At 76.7% G+C, this 17,375-nt stretch carries 17 protein-coding genes; 13 read left to right on the top strand and 4 right to left on the bottom strand.

Going from position 1 to position 17,375, the window contains the following annotated elements; all coding sequences use genetic code 11:
* Entirely contained in the window at positions 1 to 1,377 is a 1,377-nt protein-coding gene (locus VER05_RS01250; RefSeq protein WP_324843588.1) for a TrkH family potassium uptake protein, read from the bottom strand.
* A gap of 134 nt (positions 1,378 to 1,511) precedes the next feature.
* Here VER05_RS01250 and VER05_RS01245 point away from each other — a divergent pair, with 134 nt between their 5' ends.
* The 9 genes from VER05_RS01245 to VER05_RS01205 all read left to right on the top strand — a co-directional run bounded on the left by VER05_RS01245 (position 1,512) and on the right by VER05_RS01205 (position 9,919).
* Positions 1,512 to 2,693, top strand: coding sequence for an acetoin utilization protein AcuC (locus VER05_RS01245; RefSeq protein ID WP_324843587.1), 1,182 nt, complete (start codon positions 1,512 to 1,514; stop codon positions 2,691 to 2,693).
* A 195-nt stretch (positions 2,694 to 2,888) separates the two neighbouring features.
* On the top strand, positions 2,889 to 3,137 hold the full coding sequence (locus tag VER05_RS01240) for a helix-turn-helix domain-containing protein (protein WP_324843586.1): 249 nt from the start codon (positions 2,889 to 2,891) through the stop codon (positions 3,135 to 3,137).
* 145 nt (positions 3,138 to 3,282) lie between these two features.
* Positions 3,283 to 3,381, top strand: a complete 99-nt coding sequence (locus tag VER05_RS01235) for a 30S ribosomal protein bS22 (RefSeq protein ID WP_003792170.1) — start codon at positions 3,283 to 3,285, stop codon at positions 3,379 to 3,381.
* 219 nt (positions 3,382 to 3,600) lie between these two features.
* Positions 3,601 to 4,947, top strand: coding sequence for an extracellular solute-binding protein (locus VER05_RS01230; RefSeq protein ID WP_324843585.1), 1,347 nt, complete (start codon positions 3,601 to 3,603; stop codon positions 4,945 to 4,947).
* Positions 4,948 to 4,964: 17 nt separating this feature from the next.
* Positions 4,965 to 5,936 (top strand): sugar ABC transporter permease, encoded by a 972-nt coding sequence (locus VER05_RS01225; protein ID WP_324843584.1) that lies wholly within the window; start codon positions 4,965 to 4,967, stop codon positions 5,934 to 5,936.
* Complete coding sequence (locus VER05_RS01220) at positions 5,926 to 6,852, top strand: carbohydrate ABC transporter permease (RefSeq protein WP_324843583.1); 927 nt, start codon at positions 5,926 to 5,928, stop codon at positions 6,850 to 6,852. Before VER05_RS01225 ends, VER05_RS01220 begins: the two co-directional genes overlap by 11 nt.
* A 153-nt stretch (positions 6,853 to 7,005) precedes the next feature.
* A complete protein-coding gene (locus VER05_RS01215) occupies positions 7,006 to 8,043 on the top strand; it encodes a LacI family DNA-binding transcriptional regulator (RefSeq protein WP_324843589.1) in 1,038 nt (345 codons plus the stop codon).
* 113 nt (positions 8,044 to 8,156) lie between these two features.
* On the top strand, positions 8,157 to 9,197 hold the full coding sequence (locus VER05_RS01210) for an LLM class flavin-dependent oxidoreductase (protein WP_324843582.1): 1,041 nt from the start codon (positions 8,157 to 8,159) through the stop codon (positions 9,195 to 9,197).
* A complete protein-coding gene (locus VER05_RS01205; protein WP_324843581.1) occupies positions 9,194 to 9,919 on the top strand; it encodes an NADPH-dependent F420 reductase in 726 nt (241 codons plus the stop codon). Before VER05_RS01210 ends, VER05_RS01205 begins: the two co-directional genes overlap by 4 nt.
* Positions 9,920 to 10,092: 173 nt before the next feature.
* Here the strand turns inward: VER05_RS01205 and VER05_RS01200 are convergent, their stop codons facing one another.
* Positions 10,093 to 11,397, bottom strand: coding sequence for a glycosyltransferase family 2 protein (locus VER05_RS01200; protein ID WP_324843580.1), 1,305 nt, complete (start codon positions 11,395 to 11,397; stop codon positions 10,093 to 10,095).
* Entirely contained in the window at positions 11,394 to 12,512 is a 1,119-nt protein-coding gene (locus tag VER05_RS01195; protein WP_324843579.1) for a hypothetical protein, read from the bottom strand. The genes VER05_RS01200 and VER05_RS01195 overlap by 4 nt, the downstream gene beginning before the upstream one ends.
* 116 nt (positions 12,513 to 12,628) lie before the next feature.
* Between VER05_RS01195 and VER05_RS01190 the strand changes: the two genes are divergently transcribed.
* From VER05_RS01190 to VER05_RS01175, 4 genes are read left to right on the top strand one after another with little or no spacing between them, the layout of a single operon-like run.
* Positions 12,629 to 13,846, top strand: a complete 1,218-nt coding sequence (locus VER05_RS01190; RefSeq protein ID WP_324843578.1) for a glycosyltransferase — start codon at positions 12,629 to 12,631, stop codon at positions 13,844 to 13,846.
* On the top strand, positions 13,843 to 14,958 hold the full coding sequence (locus tag VER05_RS01185; protein ID WP_324843577.1) for a glycosyltransferase: 1,116 nt from the start codon (positions 13,843 to 13,845) through the stop codon (positions 14,956 to 14,958). The genes VER05_RS01190 and VER05_RS01185 overlap by 4 nt, the downstream gene beginning before the upstream one ends.
* Positions 14,955 to 15,977, top strand: a complete 1,023-nt coding sequence (locus tag VER05_RS01180) for a hypothetical protein (RefSeq protein WP_324843576.1) — start codon at positions 14,955 to 14,957, stop codon at positions 15,975 to 15,977. The genes VER05_RS01185 and VER05_RS01180 overlap by 4 nt, the downstream gene beginning before the upstream one ends.
* Complete coding sequence (locus VER05_RS01175) at positions 15,974 to 16,813, top strand: glycosyltransferase family 2 protein (RefSeq protein WP_324843575.1); 840 nt, start codon at positions 15,974 to 15,976, stop codon at positions 16,811 to 16,813. The genes VER05_RS01180 and VER05_RS01175 overlap by 4 nt, the downstream gene beginning before the upstream one ends.
* Positions 16,814 to 17,002: 189 nt before the next feature.
* On the opposite strand, the gene VER05_RS01170 is transcribed toward VER05_RS01175, so the two are convergent.
* The coding region (locus tag VER05_RS01170) for a glycosyltransferase family 4 protein (protein WP_324843574.1) at positions 17,003 to 17,375 on the bottom strand (373 nt) is incomplete at its 5' end.

Raw genomic sequence — 17,375 nt, 5'->3', positions numbered from 1 at the left:
TCATCCAATGATCGGCCTCTCCTCGGGGAACCGGACGACGCGACGACGGCTGCGCAGCGCGAGGGCCGCGGCGAGCGTCATCGTGCCGGTCCGGCCGATGAACATCAGGACGGCGAGCACGTACTTGCCGGCGTCGGGCAGTTCGGCGGTGATGCCGGTGGACAGCCCGCAGGTCGCGAACGCCGAGATCACCTCGAACAGGACCACGTCCAGGGTGAGCCCGGTGATCGCCAGCAGCAGCAGGCAGGCCACCAGGACGATCGTCGCACTGACGAGCGAGACCGCGATGGCGACCTGCAGCGCCTCGCGCGGGATCCGCCGGCCGTAGGCCTCGACGTCCCGGTCCCCGCGGGCCTCCGCGACGATGGCCAGCAGCATCACCGCGAGCGTGGTCACCTTGATGCCGCCCGCGGTCGACGCGGACCCGCCGCCGACGAACATCAGCGCGTCGTTGAGCAGCCAGGTGCCCTCGTGCATGTCGGCGACGTCCACCGTGGAGAACCCGCCGGACCGCGGCATCACGCCGGCGAACAGCGCGGCCAGCAGGGTCTCGTTCCAGCCGATGCCGCCGAGCGTCCGCGGGTTGGTCCACTCGAACGCGGCGACCACGACCGCGCCGAACGCGACCAGCGCCAGGCTGGTGGTGATCGTGAGCTTGGAGTGCAGGTTCCACCGGCGCGGCCGGCGCCAGGTGCGGGCGACGTTGAGGATCACGGGGAAGCCGAGCGACCCGATGAACACCCCGACGATGATCGGCAGCAGCACCCACCAGTCGGCGGCGAACGGCGCCAGGCCCTCGGTGGTCGGGATGAACCCCGCGTTGTTGAACGCCGACACCGCGTAGAACACGCCGTGCCAGATCGCCTCGCCCCAGTCGTCGCCGAGCATCCGGAGCCGGGGGATCAGCGCGACCGCGATCGCGACCTCCAGCACCACCGAGGTGACGATGACCGTCCGCACCAGCGAGCCGACCTCGCCGAGCCGGGTCGTCTTGGTCTCCGAGGTGACCAGCAGCTTCTGGGTCAGCCCGATCCGCCGGGACACCGCGAGGCCGAGGATCGACGCGAGGGTCATCACGCCCAGGCCGCCGATCTGGATGCCGACCAGGATCGTCACCTGGCCCGCGGTCGACCAGTACGTCCCGGTGTCGACCGTGACCAGGCCGGTGACGCACACCGCCGAGGTCGCGGTGAAGAAGGCGTCGACGAACGGCGCCCGCTGGCCGGAGGCGGTGGCCCACGGCATCGACAGCAGCGCCGTGAACACCGCGATCACCGACGCGAACACGCCGAGCGCCAGCCGGGCGGGGGACTGGCGGGCCAGCCGGTCGACGAGCTCGCGCCCGGACCAGACCACCCCGGGGAGGCCCCGTGCCATCCACCCTCCTGCCGTGCACCGCGTCCGCGCGCGGGGCGGGTCGCCGTCGCGTGCTCCCGTGCGTGCGGGCGCGCGGGGAGCACCACTGTGGCACGACAGCGGAGGTGGGGCCGCGCAGCGGCTACGGTGTGGGCATGACGGCCCGGGTGCGCGTGGTGTGGACGCCCGAGCTCCTCGACTACGACTTCGGCCCCGGCCACCCGATGGCGCCGCTCCGGCTGGACCTCACGGTGCGGCTCGCCCGGGCGCTCGGTCTGCTCGACCTGCCGGGCGTCGAGGTGGTCGGCGCCGAGCCCGCGACCGACGCGCAGCTCGAGACCGTGCACGAGCCGGAGTACGTCGCGACCGTGCGCCGCGCCTCGGCCGGCGGCCCCGGCGACCCGGCCCGCGGCATCGGCACCGAGGACGACCCGGTGTTCCCGCACATGCACGAGGCGGCGGCCCGGATCGTCGCCGGCAGCCGCGAGGCGGCGCTCGCCGTCTGGCAGGGCCGCGCCGACCACGCCGTGAACCTCACCGGCGGGATGCACCACGCGATGCCGGGCGCGGCGTCCGGGTTCTGCGTCTACAACGACGCGGCGGTGGCGATCCGGGCCCTGCTCGCGGCCGGCGCCGAGCGGGTGGCCTACGTGGACGTCGACGCGCACCACGGCGACGGCGTCCAGCGCGCGTTCTGGGACGACCCGCGGGTGCTCACCGTCTCCGTGCACGAGAGCGGCGCGACGCTGTTCCCCGGCACCGGCTTCCCCGGGGAGACCGGCGGGCCGGGCGCGCCCGGGGGCGCGGTGAACCTGGCGCTGCCCTCGCACACCGGCGACGCCGGCTGGTTGCGGGCGGTGGACGCCGTCGTGCCGCCGGTGCTCCGGGCGTTCGCCCCGCAGGTGCTCGTCAGCCAGCACGGCTGCGACACGCACGTCGAGGACCCGATCGCCGACCTGGACGTGTCGGTCGACGCGCAGCGGCTCGTGTCGGGCTGGCTGCACGACCTGGCGCACGAGGTGTCCGGCGGGCGGTGGCTGGCGCTCGGCGGCGGCGGGTACGCGGTCGCCGACGTGGTGCCGCGCGCCTGGACGCACCTGCTGGGGGTCGCGGTGCACGCGCCCGTCGACCCGGTGACCCGGGTGCCGCGCGGCTGGCTGGACCAGGTGGTCGCCCTGTACGGCCGGGAGGCCCCCGGCTCGATGTCGGACGGCGCGGGCCTGGCGTGGCGGCCGTGGGCGGACGGGTTCGACCCGGCGGACGACGTGGACCGGGCCGTCCGGGCGACCCGCTCGGCGGCCTTCCCGCTCCTGGGCCTCGACCCCCTGCACGACTGACGCCCGGCCGGCGCCCGGACCACCCGCCCGGAGGCGGCCGCGAGGGTGGTGGGGGAGGCTGGGTGCACCCCGGGGAGTGGTCCCACCCGCCTCCCCTTTCACACCAGCCTCAGCAGGCTCTAAGGTGTCGTCGCGGCACCTGTGTGCACCCAGTTCCGCGCACGGGTCGTGCGCGCACGAGCGAGAAGAGCGGCCATGACCAGCGAGCAGCCCCCGCGGGTGCGGTTCCTCACCGTCGCCGAGGTCGCCGAGGTCATGCGCGTCTCGAAGATGACGGTGTACCGGCTGCTGCACTCGGGCGAGATGCCCGCGGTCCGCGTCGGGCGCTCGTTCCGGGTGCCCCAGGACGCGCTCGACCACTACCTCGCGACCGCCCGGCTCGACCTCGAGTCCGAGGGCGACGCGGACGAGGGCGGCCCGCGCGCGGGGCGCCTGTCCTCCTGACGGCCGACGGCGCGTCGCGGACGGCCCCGCCGATCGCGTAAGGTAGGGGCGGACTTTCCCGTGCGTGGGCGTTCGTCGTGCCGCGCGTCGATCGACCACGACCCGGCGGGGCGCCTGCGCGCTCGCCACAGGAAGCGAGGACCCCATGGGCTCCGTCATCAAGAAGCGCCGCAAGCGCATGGCGAAGAAGAAGCACCGCAAGCTGCTGCGCAAGACGCGTCACCAGCGTCGCAACAAGAAGTGACGGCCGCCGCGCGAGCGGCGTCGTGAACGAAGGGCCCGGCACCGAGTGCCGGGCCCTTCGTCGTGCCACCCCACCGGCGCGCCGTGTTGCCACGTGGCACACCGGGGTGGATCGTCACCTCTTGACGGGGTTTGTCCCGTCCTGATTCACTGCCGAGCGGTTCTTCAACGATGAAAACCCACGGTGGCCGTGCGCCCCCGTGGAGGCGGGAGGTCGAGGATGATCTCAGGAGCTCGCGGGGGTCCGGAGCGGGCGGCGTACAGCCGCCGGTCCGTGCTCCGGGGGGCCGTGGCGGGGGCCGGGGCCCTCGGGGCGGCCTGGGCCTTGAGCGGGTGCGGGAGCGGGGCCGCGGCGGCGTCGGACCAGACGCGGATCCAGCTCTGGCACCTGTTCACAGGCGGTGACGGCGGCATCTTCCAGCAGATGATGACCGAGGTGCAGGACGAGAACCCGGCCATCGGGATCGACCCCGTGGTGCTCACCTGGGGCGCGCCGTACTACACCAAGCTGATCATGGCGTCCGTCGGCGGCCGCGCCCCCGACCTCGCCGTCATGCACCTGACGCGGGTCGCCGGCTGGGTGCCGGGCGGCGTGCTCGACCCCTGGGACCTGGACCTGCTCGCCGAGCACGGCGTCACGGAGGACATGTTCCCGCCGGCGCTGTGGGACCGGGCGACGATCGACGGGAAGCTGTGGGCGGTCCCGCTCGACTTCCACGCGTTCCTGCTGTTCTTCGACAAGGGGCTGGCCGACCAGGCCGGGATCCTGGGTCCGGACGGGAAGCTGGTCGGCGTCGACTCGCCGGACGGCTTCATCGAGGCCGGGCGGGCCATGGCGGAGGTCACCGGGTACGCGGGCGTCGGCTACGGCTACACCGGCGACGGCGCGCAGATGTCCCGGATGCTCTGGGGCCTGTACGCGCAGACCGGCAACGAGGTCGTCCTGACCCCGGGGCAGCCCGCCGACCTGGACCGGGACGCGCTGGTCGAGTCGGTGAGCTGGGTGCAGTCCTGGCTCGACGACACGGTGGCCATCGCGAACTCCGACTACCCGTCGGCGGTCGCGAACTTCTCCACCGGCCGCGTCGGCATGTGCTTCAACGGCAACTGGGAGCTGCAGTCGTTCCTGACGGCGGGCGTCGACGTGGACGCCATGCCGATGCCGAACATCTTCGGGACGCCCGCCACCTACGGCGACTCGCACGTGTTCGTGCTGCCGCACCAGGTCAACCTCGACCCGGAGAAGCGCGAGGCGGCCTACGCGACGGTCGCGGCGATGCTCAACAAGTCGCTGCTCTGGTCCGACGGCGGGCACATCCCGGCGAACCGCGAGGTCACCGAGTCCGCGGAGTACCAGGCCAAGGTGCCGCAGTCGCACTACGCGGCGGCGAGCGAGGAGGCCGTCTTCGACCCGCAGGCCTGGTTCACCGGGTCCGGGTCGGACTTCCAGGCGCGCGTCGGCGAGGCCCTCCAGGGCGCCTGGCTCGACAAGTCGTCCCCCGAGGCCGCCGTCGACCGCCTGATCGGCAGCCTCGACGCCGCCCTCAAGACCAAGCCGCCGGCGTGACGGAAGGGATCGCAGACATGAGCACCGTCACCACACCGTCCCAGTCGCAGGCGACCGGCACCGTCTCGCCGCCGCGCACCCCCGACCGCCCCACCCGCCGCGGCCGCAGCCGCCGCGAGGGCAGCGGCTGGCCGTTCGTCATCCCGTTCGTCGTGATCGCCGTGCTGTTCCTGGTGGTCCCGACGCTCTGGGGCCTCGGCCTGAGCTTCACCGAGCAGTCGCTGATGGGCAACGGCGGCTGGGTCGGGTTCGACAACTACGCCGAGGCGTTCGGCGACCCCGTCATGTGGTCCACCCTGGGCAACACGGTCGCCTTCACGCTGATGAGCACGATCCCCCTGGTGGTGATCGCGCTGGCGATGGCGCTGCTGGTCTACACCGGGCTGCCCGGGCAGTGGGTCTGGCGGCTGGCGTTCTTCGCGCCGTACATGCTGCCGGTCGCCGTCGTCGTGCAGATCTGGGTCTGGCTCTACCAGCCCGAGATCGGCTTCTTCAACTACTGGCTCGACAAGCTCGGGCTCGACAAGGTCGGCTGGCTGACCGACCCGAGCGTCGCCATGTGGTCGATGGCCCTGCTGACGCTCTGGTGGACCGTCGGCTTCAACTTCCTGCTCTACCTGTCGGCGCTGCAGGCCATCCCGGACCAGATGTACGAGGCCGCGGCGCTGGACGGCGCGGGCGCCTGGCGCCGGCTGTGGTCGATCACGCTGCCCCAGCTGCGGTCGACGACGGTGCTCATCACGGTGCTGCAGGTCCTGGCGTCGCTCAAGGTGTTCGACCAGATGTTCATCGCGTTCAACGGCGGCAGCGGCCCGGACGGCGTGACCCGCCCGATCCTGCAGTACATCTACGACACCGGCTTCACCGGGTACCGGATGGGCTACGCCTCGGCGATGTCCTACATCTACTTCGCGCTCATCATCGTGGTCGCCGTCGGGTTCCAGGTGCTGACCACCGCTCGCCGGAAGGAGCAGCGCCGTGGCCGTTGACACGCTCACCGCCCCCACGACGGGCGGGTTCCGCCGCGCCTACGCGGAGCGGCGCGAGGAGAACCGCCGCACCCGCAGCCTGGTGCTGGGCCGGAGCAAGGTCGCCACCGTCCTGGCGGTCGTCCTGCTGGTCGTGCTCGCCCTGTCCTGGCTGCTGCCGATGCTCTGGGCGGTCGACACCTCGTTCAAGACCGAGGCGCAGGCCCAGTCCGTGCCGCTGCAGTGGTTCCCGGACGGCGGGTTCACGCTGGAGAACTACCGCACGGTGTTCGAGCGCGGCGAGGTGCCGCGCTGGATGCTCAACACGCTGCTGGTCGCCGGGTCGGTCACGATCCTCACCGTCGCGGCGTGCGCGCTGGCCGGCTACGGGTTCGCCCGCACCCGGTTCCGCGGCAAGAACCTGCTGTTCGCGGCGACCATCGCGCTGATCGCGGTCCCCGGCCAGATCCTCATCGTGCCGCTGTTCCGGCAGATGGAGGCCCTGGGCTTCGTCGACACCTACCAGGGCGTGATCCTGCCCCAGCTGGTGGCGCCGGTGATGGTCTACATCTTCAGCAAGTTCTTCGCGGAGGTGCCGCAGGAGATCGAGGACGCCGCGCGGGTCGACGGGGCGGGGCACTGGCGGACCTTCTGGTCCATCGTGCTGCCGATCTCCCGGCCGATCGTGTCGGCGGTCGCGATCTTCGTGTTCATCGGCGCGTGGAACAACTTCCTGTGGCCGTTCATCGTCACCAACAACCCCGACCTGATGACCCTGCCGGTCGGCCTGTCGACGGTGAAGAACGCGTACGGCACGATCTACGCCCAGACGATGGCCTCGGCCGTGATCGCCGCCCTGCCGCTGATCCTGCTGTTCATGCTGTTCCAGCGGCAGATCGTCAAGGCGGTCGCCACCACCGGGCTGGGTGGCCGGTGACGCCACCGCCCACCCCGGACGCGTGACCCGCGGGCCGCGCCGCGCCCCTACGCTGGGGCGCGGCGCGGCCCGCGTCGGCAGGGACCGGGCGACGCGGCAGGTGGCGGAGGAGGTGGGACGGTGACCGGCAAGCGGCGCCAGGCGGGCGTGACCATGCAGGACGTCGCGGCGGTGGCCGGCGTGTCCATCAAGACGGTCTCGAACGTCATCAACGGGTACCCGTACATCCGCCCGGGGACCAAGGAGCGCGTCGAGGCCGCCATCGAGCAGCTCGGCTACCGGGTGAACCTCTCGGCGCGGAACCTGCGCCAGGGCCGGACCGGGATGATCGGCCTGGCCGTGCCCGAGCTGAGCCTGCCGTACTTCGCCGAGCTGGCCGACTCGGTGATCCAGGCCGCGGAGCGCCGCGGCGTGATCGTGCTGATCGAGCAGACCAGCGCCAGCCGGGAGCGCGAGCTCGAGGTGCTGCACGGCCAGCGCCGGCACCTCACCGACGGGCTGATCTTCTCCCCGCTCGCGCTGGGCACCGAGGACCGGGCGTCGTTCGCGGTCGACTTCCCGATGGTGCTGCTCGGCGAGCGCATCTTCGGCGGTCCGGCCGACCACGTGACGATGAGCAACGTCGAGGCCGCGCGCGCCGCGACCCGGCACCTGATCGAGACCGGCCGCCGCCGGATCGCGCTCATCGGGTCGCACGAGGGCGAGACCGTCGGCAGCGCCGCCCTGCGCCAGCGCGGCTACGAGCAGGCGCTCGCGGAGGCGGGCCTGCCGCTCGACCCCGCGCTGCTGGGCGAGGCGGGCCTGTGGCACCGGTCCACCGGCGCGGAGGCGATGGAGCGGATGCTCGACTCCGGCACCGAGATCGACGCGGTGTTCGGCCTCAACGACGCCCTGGCGATCGGCGCGCTGCACGCCCTGCACGACCGGGGGATCGCGGTGCCCGAGGAGGTCGCCGTCATCGGGTTCGACGACATCGAGGACGCGGCGTACGCGTCGCCGCCGCTGTCGTCGGTCGCGCCGGGGCGGGAGCAGATCGCGCAGACCGCGGTCGACCTGCTGCTGGCGCGGGTCGCGGGGACCGCGCCGGCCGAGCACGTCGAGGTCATCACGGACTTCGAGGTCGTGGCGCGGGAGTCGACGGTGGGCGGCGCGGTGCGGGCGACGCCGTCGGCGCGCCCGGTCGTGGCCTGACGCCGGCCCCGGGCGCGCGTCCCGGTTCCCGGGTCGGAATCCGGGGCGATAGTTGATTGTTCAATCAGCATCGCGCACGATGGGTGCCGACGACGACCCGGGAGGACCCCGTCATGACCGCCCTGCAGCTCGGCCTGGACACCTTCGGCGACCTGCCGACCGACGACGCCACCGGGCGCCTGCTCACCCACCCCGAGGCGATCCGCCGCGTGGTCGAGGAGGCCGTGCTGGCGGACCAGGTCGGCCTGGACGTCATCGCCCTCGGCGAGCACCACCGCCCGGACTTCGCGCTGTCCTCGCCGGAGACCGTGCTGGCCGGCATCGCCACCCGCACCGAGCGCATCCGGCTGGCGTCCGGCGTCACGGTGCTGAGCTCCGACGACCCGGTGCGCGTGTTCCAGCGGTTCGCCACGGTCGACGCGCTGTCCGGCGGCCGCGCGCAGGTGATGCTCGGCCGCGGCTCGTTCACCGAGTCGTTCCCGCTGTTCGGCTTCGACCTGCAGGACTACGAGGTCCTGTTCGAGGAGAAGATCGAGCTGTTCTCCCAGCTGCTCCGCGAGGAGCCGGTGACCTGGTCGGGCACGACCCGGGCGCCGCTGGCCGGCGCGGACGTCTACCCGAAGACCGCCGGCGGCCTGGAGACCTGGGTCGGCGTCGGCGGCTCGCCGCAGTCGGTGGTCCGCGCCGCGCACTACGGCCTACCGCTCATGCTCGCGATCATCGGCGGCGAGCCCGACCGGTTCCGGCCCTACGTCGACCTGTACCGGCGGGCCACCGCCCAGCTCGGCACCCCCGAGGGCCGGGTCGGCGTGCACTCGCACGGCCTGGTGGCCGAGACCGACGAGGCCGCGCTCGAGGCGTACTACGGCCCGTACAAGCAGATGCGCGACGCCATCGGCGCGGACCGCGGCTGGCCGCCGCTGCGCCGGTCGGAGTTCGAGGCCGAGGTCGCGCACGGGTCGCTGTACGTCGGCTCGCCGGAGACGGTCGCCCGCAAGATCGCCGGCACCGTGCGCAGCCTGGACGTCAGCCGGTTCGACCTCGTCTACACCGGCGGCCCGCTGCGGGTGAGCGACCGGCTCCGCGCGGTCGAGCTGTTCGGCGGCCGGGTCGCGCCGATGGTGCGCGACCTGCTGGCGGGGGACGCGGCGTGACCGCGCCCCGGACCGTCGGCATCCTCGGCGCCGGCAAGGTCGGCACCGTCCTGGCGCGGCTCGCGGTCGCCGCCGGGTACGACGTGGCGGTCGCCGGCTCCGGGGACCCGGACCGCATCCGGCTGATCGTCGAGGTCCTGGCGCCCGGCGCCCGGGCCGTCGACGCGCGGGAGGCGGCCCGCGCGGACCTCGTCGTGCTCGCGCTGCCGCTGGGCCGGCTGGGCGACGTCGTGGCGCGGGTCGGCGGCGCGCTGGCCGGCCGGGTCGTGGTCGACGCGATGAACTACTGGTGGGAGACCGACGGCGAGCGCCCCGACCTGGCCGACCCGGCCGTGGCGACCAGCGCGCTGGTGGCCGACGCGCTGCCGGGCGCGCGGGTGGTCAAGGCGTTCAACCACATGGGGTACCACGACCTCGACGAGGGGCCGCTGCCCGCGGGGACGCCCGGCCGGCGGGCGATCGCGGTCGCGGCGGACGACGCGGCGGCCGCGGCGGAGGTGGCGGCGTTCGTGGACGCGCTGGGCTTCGACCCGGTCCCCGCGGGGTCGCTGGCCGACTCCGTGGCGCTGCAGCCGCACGCGGAGGCGTTCGGGGCGAACGAGGACGCGGGGACGCTCGCGGCGGTGCTGGCGCGGTTCCCGGCGACCGAGCGCGGGGCGGTCGTGGCGGCGGCGCGCGCGGCGGCGGCGCGGCCCGAGGCGACCGTGGACGCCGCGGGCTGAACGCGTCGGCGCCCAGGCGCCCGGACCCCGGGGCGGGCGGCACCGGCTCCGGGGCCCGCGCACCGGCTGGAGTGGACGCTTGTGACGGACACGCCCCGGGCGTGTCGGTCACAACCGTCCACTGAACGGGGTGGGGGTGACCCGGCCGGGCCGAGGGCCGCGGGCCGGCCGGCTCACCAGCCGCCGAGGTAGGCCTCCAGGTCCGGCTCGCCCGGCAGGGGCTCGACGCCGTCGGCGCGGGCCGTCGCGCGGGGGAACAGGTCGTCCCGGCCCCAGCGGCGCTCGCGGGCCCGGGCGCGGCGGGCCACGACCCGGAGCAGCGGCGCGCCGTCCGGGCCGAGCAGCGCGAGCTCGCCCTGGCCCTCGGCCCCCACCCGCTCGACCGCCGCGGCGACGGCGCCCGGGTCGGTGGCGCGGAGCGGGCGGTCGAGGACGACGTCGAGGCGGACGCGGTCGAGGCGGGGGTCGCCGTCGCCGCCCGCGTGGTCCGGGGCCGGCTCCGCGCCGGGCAGCGCGGCCAGCACCGAGTCGACGGAGACGAACCGCTGCGCCGCCGACACCCCCTCGCCCGCCGGCGGGTGCACCAGGACGTCGACCCGGCCGGACGGCAGCCCGCGCGGTCGCGACCCCGGCACCGGCACGAGGTCGGCGAGCCGCAGCGCCTCGGCGTTCTTCGCGGCCCGGGAGGCCTCGTCCCGGCCGGACCAGTCGGGGCCGTCGTGCCAGGCGACCGCCTCCGGCACGTGCGCGAGCACCGCGCCCGCCAGCCAGGCGCGGTACGCCCACTCCCAGTCCTCGCCGCCGTACGCCGAGAACCCCTCGTCGAACCCGCCGGCCGCCGTGAACAGCGCGCGGCTGCACGCGGTGACGGCGCCGATCACGTAGCGGTAGGACCGGTCGTCGGCGTCGCGCAGGTCGCGGCTGCGCCGGTAGCCGTCGGCGAGCCACGCGGGCTCGGGCAGCTCGCGCTCCGGGCCGGCCCGCTCGACCGGCGCGTCGGCGGGCGCCCCGGCGAGGTCCGCGTGCCGTCGCCGGCCGACCGCGAGGCAGTCGGGGGCGAGGGCGGGCAGCCGGGTGAGCGCGCGGAGGTAGCCGGGCTCCGGCGCGGTGTCGGCGTCGAGGAACACCAGCACGTCGCCCGTCGCCGCGGCGGCCCCGGCGTTGCGCGCGGCGGCCACGCGGAAGCCGCGGTCCTCCTGGCGCAGCAGCCGGACGCCGGCGGGCACGCGCGGGGGCTCGGGCGACCCGTCGTCGACCACGACCACCTCGGTGCGGCCGGCGGGGTGGTCCTGCCGGGCCAGCGCGCGCAGGGTGCGGTCGAGCTCGGCCTGCTGGTCGTAGTGCACGACCACGACCGAGACCGCCGGCGGGGTGTCGGGCAGCACGCCGTCGAGCAGGTCCCAGCGGTTGCCGGGGAGCGGGCGGCCGGCGGGCGGGCCGGTCGGCGGGAGGTCGGCCGGCGGGCCGGCGGGCGTCACGCGGCGGCCCCGTGGGTCGCGCCCGCGGCCCACCACCCGAGGTACGCCGCGGCGGCGTCGGCCAGCGTCGGCGCCAGCGACGCGCCGGGCGGCAGGGCCGTCGCCGCGGGATCCGCCCAGGCCCGGGCCAGGTGCGCGGGCAGGTCCGCCGGCGGGTACAGCGTCAGGGTGCCCGGGCGCAGGGCGGCCATCTCGCGCGCGTACCGCGAGTCGACGACCAGCGGGCGGCGCCCGGCCTCGCCCCAGTCGAGCAGCGTGCGCGACGCCGACAGGTGTTTGTGCGCCGCGACCGGGATCCCCGGCCCGCGCAGCGCGGCGTGGAACCCGTCGTCGGGCAGGCCGCCGGTCACCCGCAGCGCGACGCCGCGGGCCGCCGCCTCGGCGCGCAGCCGGTCGACCTCGTCCTCGTGCCCGGGCGACGGGCCGCCGACCGCGACGACCGCCACCTCGCCGGGCGGGGTGCCCGCGGCGCGGAGCAGGTCGGCGGCGTCGGCGACGGCGTGCACGACGTCGTCGTGGCCCTTGCCGGGGTAGAGGAAGCCGGCGACGAGCGCGACCAGGGGCGCGCCGGGCGCGGGGGCGGGTGTCCGGCCGGCGGTGCCGCCCGCGTCCGCCGGGCCCGCCGTGCCGACCGCCCGGTCCGCCGGGCCTGCGGCGCCCACCGTCGCGCCGAGCGGCACCACGTGCGCGCGCCCCGCGGCCAGCACCCCGTGCTCCGCGAGCAGCAGCGCCTCGTGCCGGCTGTTCACCGCCACCCCGGCCGCCGCCGCCGCGATCCGCGCGTACGCCGCCGCACGCCGGGGCAGGTTCCGCGGCCCGTCCGACTCCTGCGGCACGTCGTGCAGCGTGACCGTGAGCCGGCACGCGGCGGCCAGCCGCTCCACCACGTCGGCCGCCGCGTCCGGCGAGGAGCCGAGCAGCCGGTCGGTGACGTGCAGGTGCGCGCGGCCCAGCCCCGCGCCGGCAGCGGGCAGGTCGGCGGGGTCCTCGACCCGCAGCACCCGGGCGTGCGCGTCGAGCACGCGGACGTGGTCGGCGAGGTCGCCCGCGTACCGGACGACGCCGTGCCGCGGCGGGCCCGTCAGGAGGAGTGCGGGAGTGTCGGACCTGGTCATCGCGGCAATCGTGGTCGAGTCGCGGGGAGGCGGCAACCGCGCGACACTTCCCGCACCACCGCGACGCCGCGCTGCTCGGGGACCGGGCGGCGCGCCCGCCACCACGAGAGGACCGCATGGCGCAGCTCCTGGCACCGACCACGCACGCCGCACGGTCCACGAGCCGCACGGTCCGCGTCGTCGCCGTGCCGGCCGGCCACCCGTACGTCGCGGGCGTCACCGCGGCCGAGGGGCTCGAGGTGCTGCCCGACCCCACCCCGCCGGGCGCGGAGCCGGGCCGCTGGTGGCCGCCGGTCGCGCTCGACCCCGCCTGGGTCGCGGCGCACGCCGGCGACGCGGACCTGCTGCACGTGCACTTCGGCACCGAGTCCTTCGCGCCCGAGCACCTGGCCCGCACGCTGGCCGCGGCGCGGGAGGCGGGGTGGCCGGTGGTGCTCACCGTGCACGACCTGGAGCACCCGCAGCTCACCGACCAGGCGGGGTACCGCGCGCAGCTCGACGTGCTGGTGCCGGGCGCCGACGCGCTGGTCACCCTGACGCCCGGCGCCGCGGCGGAGATCCGCGCGCGCTGGGGCCGGGACGCCCTGGTCGTGCCGCACCCGCGGCTGCTGGGCGAGCTGCCCGCGCCGCCCGCCGTGGCCGACCCCGCCGGCGCCGAGCCCGCCCCCGTCGAGCCCGCCGGCGCCGAGTCCGCCGGCGCCGAGCCCGCCGGCGCCGCGGCGCCCGGGGACGAGCGCGTCGTCGGCCTCCACCTCAAGGACCTGCGCCCGAACGTCGACGCCCCCGCCGCCACCCGCGCGCTGCTGGCCGCGGTCGCCGACCTGCGGGCGTCCGGCCTGCCGGTCCGCGCCGAGGTGCGGCTGCACCGGGCGGTCCGGGACGACGCGGCCCGCGACGAGGTCCGCGCCCGGTGCGCGGCCGCCGACCCCGCGTCCGTCCGGCTGGTCGAGCACGACCGGCTGGACGACGACGGGCTCGCCGCGGCCCTGTCCGGCCTGGACGCGTGCGTGCTGCCCTACGCCCACGGCACGCACTCCGGCTGGCTCGAGCTGTGCTGGGACCTGGGCGTCCCGGTCGCCGCGCCGGCCGTCGGCTACTACGCCGAGCAGCACCCCGACGGCTCGGTCGCGACCTCCGGCCCCGTCGGTGACGCCGCCGGCCTGGCGGGCGCGCTGCGCGACCTGCTGGGCTCCCCGGCGTCGACCCGCCCCGGGACGGCGGCGCGCGCCGCGCTGGTCCGGGAGCGGCGTGCCGCGCGGCTGACGGCCGACCGGGCCGCCGCGCAGCTGCACGCCGCCCTGTACCGCCGCCTGCTCGCCGGGGAGTCCCGGTGACGCGTTCCCTGCGCGTGGTCGTCGTCGCCCCCCTCCGCTTCCCGATCCGGCAGCCGCACGCGGGCGGCCTGGAGTCGGCCGTGTGGAACGAGGTCCGGACGCTGCGCGCCCGCGGGCACGAGGTGTCGCTCGTCGCGGTGCGCGGCTCGGACTTCCTGGACGGCGGCCCGGCCGAGTTCGCGCTGCCGACCCTCGACTGGCCGGCGGGCGCCCGCGCCACCGACTCGCACTACCCGGACGCCTACCGGGAGCGGTCCGTCCCGGCGCTGGACCGCGCGCTCGACGTCATCGCCCGGGACCCGTCGCGGTACGACGTCATCTCCAACCACTGCCTGCACGGGCTGCCGCTGCGCCGGGCGGCGGACCTCGGCGTGCCGATGGTGTCGACGCTGCACACGCCGCTGGAGCCGGAGCTGGTCGAGGCCGCCGCGCACGCCCGCGGGACGCGGTTCCTCGCGGTCAGCGCGCACACCCGACGCGAGTGGGCCCCCGTCGTCGACGCCACGGTGCTGCCGAACGGGACCGACGCCGCCGCCTGGCCGGTCGGACCCGGCGGTGACGGCCTGGTGTGGTCCGGCCGGCTGGTGCCGGAGAAGGCGCCGCACCTGGCGATCGAGGCGGCCCGGCTGCTGGGCCGCGAGCTGACGATCGCCGGCCGGATCGGCGACCGGGAGTACGCCGAGCGGCACGTGCTGCCGCACGTCGGCGACGGCGTCCGGTACGTCGGCCTGCTGGACCAGCCGGCGCTCGCCCGGCTGATCGGCCGCAGCGCGTGCGCCCTGGTGACGCCCGCGTGGGAGGAGCCGTTCGGCCTGGTGGGCCCGGAGGCGCTGATGTGCGGCACCCCGGTCGCGGCGTTCGGCGCGGGCGGCATCCGGGAGATCGCGCGCACCGCGACCGGCATGTCCGCCGTCCCGCGCGGCGACGTGGCGGCCCTCGCCGACGCGGCGGGCCGGCTGGCCGCGCGGGCGGCCGCGGAGCCGGGCTTCCGCGTGGCGGTGCGGGCGTCGGCGCGCCGGCACTACGGCCTGGACGCGCGGGTCGACGCCCTGGAGCGGGTGTTCCGCGCGCTGGTCGCCCAGCGCGGTACCGGCGCGGAGCTGATCGCGTGACCCGCCCGACCGTCGCCTGGTACGTGCACCACCACGGGTCGGGGCACCTCGGCCGGCTGCGCGCCGTCGCCCCGCACCTGGACGCCGACGTCGTGGCGCTGAGCTCGCTGCCGGAGCCCGCGGACCTGCCGCCGCACGTCGACTGGGTGCGGCTCGACCGCGACGACGAGCCCGACCCCGACACCGGGCGGCGGCCGTCCGAGGCCGACCCCGCCGCGGGCGGGCTGCTGCACTGGGCCCCGCTGCTGCACCCCGGGCACCGGGGCCGGCTGGCCCGGATCGCCCGCGAGCTCGACGCCCGCGGCGCGGCGGCCGTCGTCGTGGACGTGTCGGTCGAGGTGACCGTGTTCGCCCGGCTGCTCGGCGTCCCGCCGGTGCTGATGGCCCAGCCCGGGGTGCGGGACGACGAGCCGCACGCGCTCGGCCTGCGCGCCGCCGCCCGGGTGCTCGCCCCGTGGCCCGCCGACCTGGTGCCCGCCCCGCACCTGGAACCCGTGCGCGACCGGGTCGTGTTCACCGGCGGGATCAGCCGGTTCGACGGCCGCGAGGCCCCCGACGGCGCGCGCGAGGGCGTCCTCGTGCTCGGCGGCCGCGGCGGGTCGGGCGTGACCGCGGAGCACGTGGACGCCGCGGCGCGCGCGACCCCCGGGCACCGGTGGACCGCGCTCGGCGCGGGCGGGGCCTGGACCGACGACCCCTGGCGGGAGCTGGCCGGCGCGGGCACGGTGGTGTCGTTCGCCGGGCAGAACTCCGTGGCGGACCTCGCGGTCGCCGGGGCGCGGGCCGTGGTGGTGCCGCAGGACCGGCCGTTCGACGAGCAGGCCGTCACCGCGCGCGCGCTCGACCGGGCCGGGCTGGCCGTGGTCGAGCCCGCGTGGCCGGAGCCGGCGCGGTGGCCGGAGGTGCTGGACCGCGCCGCGACGCTGGCGCCCGACTGGTCGGTGTGGGGGACGGCCGGCGCGGCGGCGCGGGCCGCGGAGGCGATCGCGGACGTGGCGCGCGGGCGGGGCGCGTGGTGACGCGGACCGGCGCGAGCGGGCCGGCGGACGCATCCGGGCGGCGGGCCGTCGTCACGCTGTGCTCGGCGCCGCGGGTCGACCACCTGCACCGGCAGCTGGCCGCGGTGCGGCGGGGCCCCGGGGTGCTCGCGGTCGTGGTGTGGGTCGGCGACGATGAGCCGCCCGCGCTCGACGCCGACGAGGTGCTCCGGGTGCCGCCCGGGCCGGACGGGCTGCGGCTGGCCGCGGCGCGCAACGCGGGCGCCGACCGGGCGGTGGCGCTCGGCGCCGACCTGCTGGTGCTGCTCGACGCCGACTGCGTGCCCGGACCGCTGCTCCTGGACCGGTACGCGGCCGCGGCCGCCGCGCACCCGGGCGCGGTGCTGTGCGGGCCGGTCACCTACCTCCCGCCCGGCGCGGCGGTCGACGACCCGGCGGCGCTCGCGGCCGCCACCCGCCCGCACCCGGCGCGCCCGGCGCCCGCGGACGGCGAGGTGCTGCTCGCCGCCGCCGACGAGTACGACCTGTTCTGGTCGCTGTCGTTCGCGCTGACCGCGCGCCGCTGGTCGGACGGGCCCCGGTTCGACGAGGGGTACGAGGGGTACGGCGGCGAGGACACCGACTTCGGCTGGGCCCTGCGCGCGGCCGGGGTGCCGCTCGCGTGGGTCGGCGGGGCGCACGCGTACCACCAGCACCACCCGACGAGCAGCCCGCCGTGGCAGCACCTCGACGACGTGCTGCGCAACGGCGCGCGGTTCGCGCGGCGGTGGGGGCGGTGGCCGATGGAGGGCTGGCTGCGGGCGTTCGCGGAGGCCGGCGCGGTGCGCTGGGACGGGACGGCCTGGCGCCGCGCCTGACCCGGGCGGGCAGCCCGGCGCCGCCGCGCCGCCCTGCCCGCCCGCGCTCTTGGCCGCGACTGCCTACGAAACGTGTCGAGTGCCTATCCCGCGGATAGGCACTCGACACGTTTCCTAGACGCTCGGCGTGGGGGCGGCGGGGCGGCCGGGCGGCCGCGGCGGGCGCGCGCGCCCGCGCGCGAGCCGGGGTCAGCGGCGCGGGGGGCCCAGGAGCTCGTCCGCGGCGTCCAGCAGGTCCGCCGCCACCGGGTCCGCGGTCCAGTGCTCCGCGCCCGCGGCGGCCCGGGCCCCGAGCGTCGCCGCCAGCACCGGGTCCGCCAGCAGCCGCAGCACCGCGCCGGCGAGCGCGGCCGGGTCGGCGGGCGGCACCATCAGGCTGTCCTCGCCGTCGGTGCAGAAGTCGTCGTAGCCGCTGCCGGTCGTGACGACGACCGCCCCGCCGATCGCCTTGGCCTCGAGGGCGGCGTTGCCGAACCCCTCCCACCGCGAGGGGCACAGCGTCACCGCGGCCTCGCGGACCGCCCGGTAGAGCGTGTCGTCGTCGACGTGCCCGAGCCAGGTC

It is taken from the genome of Cellulomonas sp. (genome assembly GCF_035634735.1).
In the GTDB taxonomy this organism is placed as follows: Bacteria; Actinomycetota; Actinomycetes; order Actinomycetales; family Cellulomonadaceae; genus Cellulomonas.
The sequence above is the reverse complement of the archived record's forward strand: the minus strand, read 5'-3'. Positions and strand labels throughout refer to the sequence as shown.

Coding starts and splice junctions, on each gene's coding strand:
- VER05_RS01250 (WP_324843588.1), bottom strand. CDS start 1,377: ATGGCACGGGGCCTCCCCGGGGTGGTCTGGTCCGGGCGCGAGCTCGTC.
- VER05_RS01245 (WP_324843587.1), top strand. CDS start 1,512: ATGACGGCCCGGGTGCGCGTGGTGTGGACGCCCGAGCTCCTCGACTAC.
- VER05_RS01240 (WP_324843586.1), top strand. CDS start 2,889: ATGACCAGCGAGCAGCCCCCGCGGGTGCGGTTCCTCACCGTCGCCGAG.
- VER05_RS01235 (WP_003792170.1), top strand. CDS start 3,283: ATGGGCTCCGTCATCAAGAAGCGCCGCAAGCGCATGGCGAAGAAGAAG.
- VER05_RS01230 (WP_324843585.1), top strand. CDS start 3,601: ATGATCTCAGGAGCTCGCGGGGGTCCGGAGCGGGCGGCGTACAGCCGC.
- VER05_RS01225 (WP_324843584.1), top strand. CDS start 4,965: ATGAGCACCGTCACCACACCGTCCCAGTCGCAGGCGACCGGCACCGTC.
- VER05_RS01215 (WP_324843589.1), top strand. CDS start 7,006: ATGCAGGACGTCGCGGCGGTGGCCGGCGTGTCCATCAAGACGGTCTCG.
- VER05_RS01210 (WP_324843582.1), top strand. CDS start 8,157: ATGACCGCCCTGCAGCTCGGCCTGGACACCTTCGGCGACCTGCCGACC.
- VER05_RS01195 (WP_324843579.1), bottom strand. CDS start 12,512: ATGACCAGGTCCGACACTCCCGCACTCCTCCTGACGGGCCCGCCGCGG.
- VER05_RS01190 (WP_324843578.1), top strand. CDS start 12,629: ATGGCGCAGCTCCTGGCACCGACCACGCACGCCGCACGGTCCACGAGC.